This is a genomic window from Desulfosarcina sp., assembly GCF_041551955.1.
Taxonomy (GTDB): Bacteria; Desulfobacterota; Desulfobacteria; order Desulfobacterales; family Desulfosarcinaceae; genus Desulfosarcina.
The window spans coordinates 1-9,850 of record NZ_JBFELV010000165.1 but is presented as its reverse complement, the minus strand read 5'-3'; the positions used below and the strand labels follow the sequence as shown (position 1 = coordinate 9,850).

The window sequence follows — 9,850 nt, the reverse complement described above, 5'->3', positions numbered from 1 at the left end:
TGAAGGTGCTGGGCAGGATCGTGGAGCTGCTTGAGGACAGTTCTGCCGTGTATGTGGCTGGCTCCAGAGTCTCCTACACCTTTGCCTATTACCTGGGGTGGTCGTTGACCAAAGTGCGTCGGGGGGTCCATATTTTAAAAGGCAGTGACAGTACCGCCATCGACTGGCTGACCAATGCACCCGACAACAGCCTGGTGACGATTATCACCACCTCCCGCTACCCCAACGAACTGATAAAGCTGGGCAAGGTTGTCCGTCGACTTCAGCACAACCTGCTGGTGATTACCGACAACACCCTGTGCCCGGTGATTCCCTTTGCCCATCTCTCCCTGGTTGTACCGTCCCGCTCCATTCCCCTGATCGGGTACCCGACGACCATTTCCTGCATCATCAACTACCTGGTGCTGGAACTGGTCAATCGGCAGCACCCGCAGCTCAACGCCCACCAGGAAAGGCTGGAGCAGATGTACCTGGAAAATGATATCCTGTTCAACATGTACGCCAACGACTGAGGGCCGAGGACGGAGGGCCGAGGACGGAGGACGGAGGACGGAAGGTGGAAGGCGGAAGGCGGAAGGCGGAAGGCGGAAGGCGGAAAATCGTAGGAGCGCCTTCCAGCCGCGATCGGTTTTCAGACCTCAGACCTCCGACCTCAGACCTCAGACCGCAGCTCACCGGTTTGCCTGATCTCAAAAAATATGTCATGCTTTTGCTCAGCCTGTTGACCAATCCGCCAACCTCGATGGAACCATTGCAGCCATGTCCATGAAAACGTTTCCACGCCATTCCATCGCTCGGACGCTCGACATCGGCTATGAAGAATTCCTGCCCTTTTTCGACGGGTTCAGCGAGGGACTGCTGATCGTCGACTGGACTGGGACCATCATCTACTATAATCCCACCATGGCTGCCATCGACGAACTGGACCCGGAGGAGGTGCTCGGGAAAAAAGTGGTCGACGTCTACGATCTGTCGGAAAATGACAGCGTGATCATGCAGTGCCTGAAGGATCGCCAGCCTATCGTCGACCGGTCGCTGCTCTACCGGACCCGGCGGGGAAAGGTGGCCAACACCATCCACACCGTGTTTCCCCTGTTCAAACGCGGTGGGCTGGAGGGTGCCATCTGCCTGGTGCGGGAATACAACGTGCTGGAAGAGACCATCTCCTCCATTTCCATACCCCGGCCCAAACAGGTGCTGCCCAATGAAACCCGCTTTGATTTCGAGGCCATCGTGGGCAGCAACATCGATTTTCTGAGGGCGGTGAATACAGCCAAAATGGCCGCCATAACCCCTTCGCCGGTGATGCTGCATGGGGAGACCGGAACCGGAAAAGAGCTCTTCGCCCAGGCCATTCACAACCACAGTGGGCGAAAAACCGGTCGCTACACGGCGGTGAACTGTGCTGCCATACCGGAAAACCTGCTCGAAGGGCTGCTCTTCGGAACCACCAGCGGTGCATTCACCGGGGCGCGCAACAAACTGGGGCTTTTCGAGCGCGCCAGCGGCGGCACCCTTTTTCTGGACGAACTCAACTCGATGGCCACCGGGCTCCAGGCTAAGATTCTGCGGGTCATCCAGGAACGCAAAGTGCGCCGTCTGGGGTCGCTCAAAGAGTCGGAGATCGATGTTAAAATCATCAGCAGTGTCAACAAGGAGCCCCATGTGGCCATTGCTGAAAACAATCTGAGGCCCGACCTGTTCTACCGGCTGGGTGTGGTATACATCCCCATTCCACCCCTGCGTAACCGCAAAGAGGACATCGTTTTGTTGGCCCGTCATTTTCTTTCCAAGCACAGCCGGGCGCTCAACCGCAAGGTGTCGGACATCTCCGGTGATGTGCTGGCCCTGTTCACTGACTATGACTGGCCCGGTAACGTCCGTGAATTGGAACATGTCATCGAAGGGGCCATCAACCTGGTGGTTTCCAGCCGCACCATCGAACGGCGGCACCTGCAGTCTCACCTGACCACCTGGCGACGGTTGCGGGGTGAACCGGACGCCGTTCAGCCGCCGGTGGCCGGTTCGCCGTCCGATGGTTTTGCCGGAATTGGTCAGCCACGCCCAGGACCGCCTGCCCCGCCGCCCGGCGCCGGCCGGCAGCCGGCGGAGAGCGGCAAGGGCCTGCTGGCCCGCCAGGCCGACCATGAGCGCTCGGTGGTGGTCGCCGCCCTGACCGCCTATGGCGGCAATATCACCCGGGCGGCAACCAGCATCGGCATTTCACGGCAGCTGTTCAACTACAAGATGAAAAAATACCGCATCGACAGGCGGGACTATCTGACATGATTCCCGCAGACCATCACCGGTTGTCCTATTTCGAGGCCATTGTCGAGGCCTTTGACGGCATGATCTATGTCTGTTCGCCGGACAACCGCATCGAATTCGTCAACCGCCAGGTGGTGGAGCAGCTGGGCCGGGACCCGGTGGGTGACGCCTGCCACCAGGCCCTTTACGGCAACGCCGAGATCTGCGCGTGGTGCCCGGAACAGGATGTATTCCGGGGCAAGACGGCCAGATGGGAGTTCAAGCACCCGACCACCGGGCGATGGTATTACCACATGGCTACGCCCATCACGAACGCCGACGAATCCATTTCCAAACTGAGCCTGTGCCTGGATATCACCGAAAAAAAACAGGCCGAAAATGCCCTGTTGGAAAGTCAGCGCCGCTTGAGTACGCTGATGAACAACCTGCCGGGGATCGTCTATCGCTGCCGGGCTGACGAATCGTTTGTCATGGAGTTTGCCAGCCGGGGCAGCAAGCGTCTGCTGGGCTTTGAGCCCCACGAGATCATCGGTACAGGACCCAATGCCTATCAGCGGATCGTGCACCCGGCGGATCGCAAAAACATGCTCGATCTGGTGCGTGAAACCGTGGCCATGCGGCGGCCATTCAGCTTTATCTACCGCATCCGGGCGGCCAGTGGCGAGGAGAAGTGGGTCTGGGAGCAGGGTGAGGGGGTTTTCGATGACCATGACCAACTGGTGGCCCTGGAGGGGTTCATCAGCGACGTCACCGCCTATAAGGAGGTGGAGCTGGACCTTCGCAAGGAGAATCTTCGCCTGCGTTCATCCATCAGCGACCGCTACCGGTTCGGCGATATCATCGGCAAGAGCGAGCCGATGCAGGCGGTGTATGACCTGATTCTCAAGGCCGCCGCCAGCGACGCCAGCGTGATTATTTTCGGGGAGTCCGGTTCCGGCAAGGAACTGGTGGCCCGGGCCATCCATCGGTTGAGCGATCGCCGGGCCGGGGAATTCGTAGCCGTCAACTGCGGCGCGATTCCCCGGGACCTGATGGAGCGGGAATTTTTTGGCCACATGAAAGGCGCCTTTACCGGGGCCAGTGCGGACAAGGGCGGGTTCCTGGATTCGGCGGAAGGAGGAACCCTGTTTCTCGATGAAATCGGTGAGATCGGTCAGAACATGCAAGTCAAACTGCTGCGGGTGCTCGACGGCGTGGGGTACACCCCTTTAGGAGGCATCAAGCTCAAACGAAGCGACTTTCGGGTGATCGCCGCCACCAACCGCGACCTGGTCAAGCTGGTCAAGGAGGGGCGCATGCGCGAGGATTTTTTCTACCGCATCCGCATCCTGCCTATCCAGTTGCCGCCGCTGCGTGAGCGCAAAGGAGATATTCCGCTGCTGATCGATCATTTTTTGTCGACCCTGGCCAAGGGCACCCAGGAGCCCTGGCACCTGCCGGTACGGGTCCGCGAGGCCATGGAAACCTACAGCTGGCCCGGCAATGTCCGTGAACTTCAAAACGTGCTGCATACCTACATCACCCTTGGCAAGCTGGACCTGATGGGGCAGATTGCGGAGAGGGCGGGCGACGAACCAGCCGTCGCTGAACTGCCTTCATCTGTGGGCAGCCTCCGCCAGCGGATGGACGCCCTGGAGAAAAAGATGATTCTCAGCGCCCTGGAATCGGCTCGATGGCATCGCGGGCGGGCCGCTGAAGCCCTTCAGCTCAACTACAAGACGCTCCAGCGAAAAATGAAAGCACACGGTATAAAATAGTCTATATTTAAGACAAAAATGTCCATATTCTTTTTAGCGCAAGCATTTCGACTGATTATGGCGATCCCCGCTTGAATGACCGGACAGATCTGTCCAGTTCACTTGAATTGATCATTTCTGAAAAAAAGAAGCTTTCTCTTTCATTTCAACCGTCTGAGAAAAACTGCCTAACTGGCATAAAGATTGAAATCTTTCATCCGTTAAGCGTGTGGCAGCAGTTTGTTTCCTTTTCCAAGGCTGCCTGTTTTCACCTCCCGTCTTATGCAACGTGGCAAGAATTGGATAAAGCCCGATTTCATTCGGGTGTTCAGAGCGCTGTGAAAGGGTCAACCACTATCAAGGGAGCGTCACCCATGATGCCGACTGTCGTCCACGAAAAATGCTCCGGCTGCGGAACCTGCAAGCTGGCCTGTGCCATGGAAAATTTCAACGCGGTTCAACCCGCCCGGGCGCTATTGCGCATTGAAGGTCGCTTTCCCGCGCCCGGCGATTACCGCATTCATTTCTGCGACCAATGCGGCGAGTGCGCCGAGGCCTGCCCGGTGGAGGCCATTGTCATGGAATCCGGGGTCTACCGCGTGGACCACGATCTTTGCACCGGCTGCATGACCTGCGTGGAGGTCTGCCCCAAAGGGGTCATGGTGGAACAGTCGGGATCCGAATTCCCAGCCAAATGTATATTGTGCGGCGCCTGTGCGGAAATTTGTCCACGCAGCGCCATCGTGATGGCCGAGATGGTTAAGGCATAACTGACGATCTGAAAGGAAAATTAATGAACGACAACTCCATCGACAAGACCGTGTCCGTCATTTCGGCCCTTTGCTGCCTGGCCTTCGTCTTCATGACCATGGCCTCTCCGGATCAAGTCAAGGAGCTGTTCGACAAGATCTTTAAATTTTTCATCGGCAATTTCGGCTGGGCGTACATGACCTGTGTGGCCGGTTTCGTGGTCTTTTGTCTGGCCGTGGCCTTTTCCCGTTTCGGCAACATCCGGCTGGGCAAGGATGACGAAACACCGGAATTCAGCCTCAAGGCCTGGTTTGCCATGCTCTTTGCTGCCGGTATGGGCATCGGACTGGTCTTCTGGGGCGTCGCCGAACCGATCTATCATTTTGCAGGCCCACCCTTCGCCGACCCCAAAACACCCGAGGCGGCATCGGAAGCCCTGCGCACCACGGTTTTCCACTGGGGTCTTCATCCATGGGCCTGTTATGCCACCGTGGCCCTGGTGCTGGCTTACTTTCAGTTCCGCAAGGGCTACCCGGGCCTGATCAGCGCCACACTCACCCCACTCATCGGCGAAACAGCCGCCCAGGGAACCACCGGCAAGGTCATCGACTCCCTGGCCGTGGTCACCACGCTGTTCGGCGTGGCCACGTCACTGGGCCTGGGGGCTCTTCAGGTGACCACCGGCCTGGACCTGCTCTACGGCATCGGCAAGGGTACAGTGGTTTCGATCTCCGTCATTGCCGTGGTGACCGCGTTATACATCACTTCCGCCGTCACCGGCATCAACAAGGGTATCCGTATCTTGAGCAACACCAACATGGTCATGGCCTTCGGCCTGATGCTCCTGGTGCTGATCCTTGGTCCGACGCGCTACATTTTAAACTCGTTTGTCGAATCGATCGACAACTACCTGCAAAATATCCTCTGGCTCAGCTTTTTCGTCGACGCCAGCGGCGGTGTGGCCAAACACACGGGCTACGACTGGTCCGGGGCCTGGACGGTATTTTATTGGGCCTGGTGGCTCACCTGGGCGCCGTTCGTGGGCGTTTTCATCGCCCGCATTTCACGCGGTCGAAAAATACGTGAATTCGTTTTAGGCGCCCTGTTGGCGCCGACCCTGCTGTGCGCCATCTGGTTTAATATTCTCGGCGGTTCGGCAATTTTCCTGGAGCTCAACGGCACGCCGGGCATCGCCGACGCAACGTTCAAGGATGTGACCACGGCCATATTCGCCCTTTACGACAACTTCAGCATGAGCGCCTTTCTATCTTTGATGTCCATGATTATCGTCTCCATCTTTTTCATTACCTCGGCTGACTCGGCCACCTTTGTGGTCGGAATGATGACTTCCGGCGGCAGCCTGGAACCCAAAACCGGCCTGAAGGTATTCTGGGGACTGGTCTGCTCTTCCATCGCGGCCATGCTGCTGGTGGCGGGCGGCCTGAAAGCCATACAGACGGTCTCGTTCGTCGTCTCCTTTCCCTTTATGATCCTGATGCTTTTCATGGCCTGGTCCTTTATTAAGGCCATCTCGGCCGAGACCGAAATCGTTAAAAAACCCAAAAAACGCCAATCGACAAGCCGGTCCGCAGCTGAAGCGGAACCTGTTTAGGTTATTTCAACCGAGTGAGAACACCGGTCTGGGCCAAAAGATGCCATTTCCGGAGGTACACAACTAAGGAGTCGGATCTATGTTCGGATATGCCGGAACCATTCTTCGTATCGACCTGTCCAGCGGTGCCATTGAAAAACAGCCGCTGGACGAAGACCTGGCCGATTGCTTCATTGGCGGTCGAGGGTTTGTTGCCAAACTGCTCTTTGACGAATTGCCGCGCGGCATCGATCCTTACGATGCCAAAAACCTGTTCATTGCCGCCACCGGCCCCCTGTCCGGCCACCTGGTTCCGGCCAGCGGCAAGACCCATTTCGGCACCAAATCGCCGGCTACCGGCGGTTATGCGGACAGCAACATGGGCGGCCACTTCGGTCCGGCGTTGAAATACGCCGGGTATGATATGCTGGTGCTCACCGGGTGTGCGCCGGTGCCCAGCTACCTGTTCATCGAAGACGGCCAGGTGGAGATCCGACCCGCCGATGCCTACTGGGGGCAGGGTGCCTTGATCGCCGAGAAAAACATGAAAGCGGATTTGGGCGAGGACTTCCAGATTCTGACCATCGGACCGGCCGGCGAACAGCGGGTGCGCTATGCCTGCCTTTCCCACGACTTCGGCCGTCAGGCCGGCCGCAGTGGGGTGGGGGCCGTGTTGGGTTCCAAGTGGATCAAGGGCATCGCCGTCAGGGGCACGGGCAGCCTGCCGGTGTTCGACGTGAAAAAGGCCTTTGCCGCCGGCAAGGCGGCCTTCAAGAAGGTGTCCGCCAAGCCCGGCTTCACCGAGTGGACGCCCGAAGGGACCGCCGGCATCACCAACTGGGTCAACGAGGTGGGCGCCTTCCCCACGCGCAATTTTAAAACATCGTTTTCCGATCATTACGAGGCGATCAACGGCCAGGCGATTCTGAAAAAGCTGAAAATCACCGACAAGGGGTGCTACTGCTGTCCCACGCCCTGTGGCAAGTATGGTCTCACCAAAACCAAGTTGGGTGATGCATACGTGGAAGGCCCCGAGTACGAGACGATCGCCCTGTTCGGTGGCAATTGTGAACTCAAGACCATCGAGGAGGTGGCCTACGCCAACTACCTATGCGACGAGCTGGGCATCGATACCATATCTGCAGGTGCAGTCATCTCCTGGGCCATCGAGTGCTTTGAAAAGGGTATGCTCAGCGAAGGTGACATCGGCCGACCGGTGAAGTTCTCCGATCTTGACACGGTAAATTACCTGCTGGAGAAGATCGTCAGCCGGGAAGGCATCGGCGACTTGCTGGCCGAAGGTGTGAAAAAGGCTGCGGAAAAAGTAGGGCAGGGCTCTGACCATTTTGCTATTCACGTCAAGGGCCTGGAGTGGACCGGGTACGAGTGCCGCAACGCACCCTCCATGATGCTGGCCTATATGACGGCGGATATCGGCGCCCATCATGCTCGAGCGTGGGTGCTGGGCCACGACATGGCAGGTGCTTGGACCAATGTCAATGAGTTGGTACAAAGCGGTGGCACGGTGGAGCGACAACCCCCGGCTCAGGTGACAGCAGACAGTGCCCGATATGTCATCGACTCCCAGCACACCCGCCCCCTGTTCGACGCCCTGGGCATCTGTCGGCTACAACTGATGGAGCTGGGTTTCGAAGTGGAGAACTACGCAGAACTTTTTTATCTGATTACCGGCAAAAAGCGTACGTGGAAGGAGATGCTGGTTGTTTCCGAACGCATCTGGAACCTGACTCGATCCATATCTGCGCGTGAAATCAAGGGTTTCGGACGCAGCTGGGATTTTCCGCCCGAGCGGTTTTCCACCGAACCGATTCCATCGGGTCCCAACGAGGGCTATTTTATCCCCAAACAGAAACTGGAACAGCTGCTGGACTGGTATTATGAAGCCAGGGGCTGGGATGCCAACGGGATTCCCACGCGGGAGACGCTGGTTCGTCTGGACCTGGAAGCAGTGGCCGATGTATTGCGTGCCGAAGGTGTGCTGCCCAATTAAAGAGGAGAATGGGATCATGAGAAAAATACTGACTCCGGACGCATTTGATCGGGAAACGGCCGATGCCGTGGTCATCGGCGGTGGGATCATCGGTGTGGCCACGGCCTTTTGGCTTTCCCGTGCCGGCTTGTCCACGACCCTGGTGGAGATGCGCGACGGTTTGTCCACGCTGACCACCACGGCATCCATCGAATCCTTTCGGGCCCAGTTCACCGAGCCGGCCATGGCCGCCCTGGCCAAGGAGTCCATCGATGTGTGGGAGAACTTTGCCCAGACCACCGGCCTGGAGGGCTATGAGATAGACCTGCACCACGGCGGCTACCTGTTTCTGACCACCGAAGTGGATATGGTGGCCGAGGTGAAGGCCACGGTCGAGGCCTACCACAAGGTTGGTGTGACCGATTCCGAGTACCTCAGCGGGGACGAGGTGCTCAAGCGCTGGCCCTGGTTGAACCCGGAGATCAAAGCCGGTGCGTTCCGGGCCAAAGACGGCTGGTTCTCCGCCCATGAGGTCACCCAAGGGTTCGCCCGGGCGGCTGACAAGGCCCGCTTTTACGTGCGCACCCGCGCCACCGGCATCGAGACCGACGACCAAGGGGTCTGCGCGGTAACGACCGACCGAGGGCGCATCAACACCCGTGTGGTGGTCAACGCCGCCGGGCCGTTCGCCATCGATGTGGGCCGTTGGGTGGGAGTGGATCTGCCGATCTACCAGATGCGCCGGCAGCGCGTCTTCGTGGCCCCCCACCCTAAAATCCCTCAAAATGCGCCCTTGATCATGGATGTGGACAACGAGTCATACTGGCGTCCGGAAACCGGCGGCGCCCTGCTCGGCTGGCACGACCCCGACGAGCAGAAAAGCGATCCCATGGAAGACCCTCAGGGCGACTGGGACTTTCCCGCTTTCACCCTGGAGATGTGCTCGCGACTCAGCCCATTCTGGAGCGAGGTGGTCGATGACCTGAAACAGGAAGATCTCTCGGTGTATGCCGGCCAGTATGTGCACGCGCCCGATGACCAGCCCTTGATCGGGCCGGTGGCGAATGTTCCGGGGTTTTTCCTCAACTGCGCCTATTGGCCTGGGGTGATGCTGTCGGCGGCCGCCGGCCGCTGGACCTGCGACCTGATTACCGGCCGGATGAAGCCCGAGAAAAACCCCCTGCGCCTGAGCCGTTTCGAGGAGGGGCTGGCTACGCCGCCGGGGGCGTTTATGCGCGGCCGACATTAGTGCCCATCCATAAGCGGCATCTTGCGGCCCAGATCTGCGTTCTCGTGTTTTAGAAATCCTCAACGTAGCGCGATGCTACGCCTGCGGTTTCCAAAACCCTGCGGCCTTGATCTGAACCACAACCTACCCCTTATGGATCGCCCCTGGTACAAATGAATGGTGATTTGTACCTTTCCAGAACGAGTGCCAGTCGATGCGGATGTATGACCAGTAAGGGAGAAATCGTGATGGCAAAAAAAATGAGACTGGGGCTGCACACCTACACC

The 9,850-nt window shown here is 58.4% G+C and carries 7 protein-coding genes; all 7 read left to right on the top strand.

What is annotated here, in order from left to right; all coding sequences use genetic code 11:
• Nucleotides 1–512 (top strand): MurR/RpiR family transcriptional regulator (locus ABYV26_RS13555; protein WP_372681831.1); only part of this gene is annotated, 512 nt, incomplete at its 5' end.
• A gap of 253 nt (nucleotides 513–765) precedes the next feature.
• On the top strand, nucleotides 766–2,289 hold the full coding sequence (locus tag ABYV26_RS13550; RefSeq protein ID WP_372681829.1) for a sigma-54 interaction domain-containing protein: 1,524 nt from the start codon (nucleotides 766–768) through the stop codon (nucleotides 2,287–2,289).
• A complete protein-coding gene (locus ABYV26_RS13545) occupies nucleotides 2,286–4,025 on the top strand; it encodes a sigma 54-interacting transcriptional regulator (protein ID WP_372681827.1) in 1,740 nt (579 codons plus the stop codon). Before ABYV26_RS13550 ends, ABYV26_RS13545 begins: the two co-directional genes overlap by 4 nt.
• A 353-nt stretch (nucleotides 4,026–4,378) precedes the next feature.
• On the top strand, nucleotides 4,379–4,774 hold the full coding sequence (locus tag ABYV26_RS13540) for a 4Fe-4S binding protein (protein WP_372681826.1): 396 nt from the start codon (nucleotides 4,379–4,381) through the stop codon (nucleotides 4,772–4,774).
• Between the two features lie 23 nt (nucleotides 4,775–4,797).
• The gene (locus ABYV26_RS13535; protein ID WP_372681824.1) at nucleotides 4,798–6,366 is read left to right on the top strand and encodes a BCCT family transporter; all 1,569 of its coding nucleotides are present in this window, start codon (nucleotides 4,798–4,800) and stop codon (nucleotides 6,364–6,366) included.
• A 79-nt stretch (nucleotides 6,367–6,445) separates the two neighbouring features.
• Nucleotides 6,446–8,356: an aldehyde ferredoxin oxidoreductase family protein gene (locus tag ABYV26_RS13530; protein ID WP_372681822.1), complete on the top strand. Its 1,911-nt coding sequence runs from the start codon at nucleotides 6,446–6,448 to the stop codon at nucleotides 8,354–8,356.
• Nucleotides 8,357–8,372: 16 nt separating this feature from the next.
• Nucleotides 8,373–9,584, top strand: coding sequence for an NAD(P)/FAD-dependent oxidoreductase (locus tag ABYV26_RS13525; RefSeq protein WP_372681820.1), 1,212 nt, complete (start codon nucleotides 8,373–8,375; stop codon nucleotides 9,582–9,584).
• Nucleotides 9,585–9,850 lie beyond the last annotated feature (266 nt).

Bases quoted from the DNA above. Each gene is read 5' to 3' on its own strand.
- ABYV26_RS13540 (WP_372681826.1), top strand. From the start codon at position 4,379: ATGATGCCGACTGTCGTCCACGAAAAATGCTCCGGCTGCGGAACCTGC.
- ABYV26_RS13530 (WP_372681822.1), top strand. From the start codon at position 6,446: ATGTTCGGATATGCCGGAACCATTCTTCGTATCGACCTGTCCAGCGGT.
- ABYV26_RS13535 (WP_372681824.1), top strand. From the start codon at position 4,798: ATGAACGACAACTCCATCGACAAGACCGTGTCCGTCATTTCGGCCCTT.
- ABYV26_RS13545 (WP_372681827.1), top strand. From the start codon at position 2,286: ATGATTCCCGCAGACCATCACCGGTTGTCCTATTTCGAGGCCATTGTC.
- ABYV26_RS13525 (WP_372681820.1), top strand. From the start codon at position 8,373: ATGAGAAAAATACTGACTCCGGACGCATTTGATCGGGAAACGGCCGAT.
- ABYV26_RS13550 (WP_372681829.1), top strand. From the start codon at position 766: ATGAAAACGTTTCCACGCCATTCCATCGCTCGGACGCTCGACATCGGC.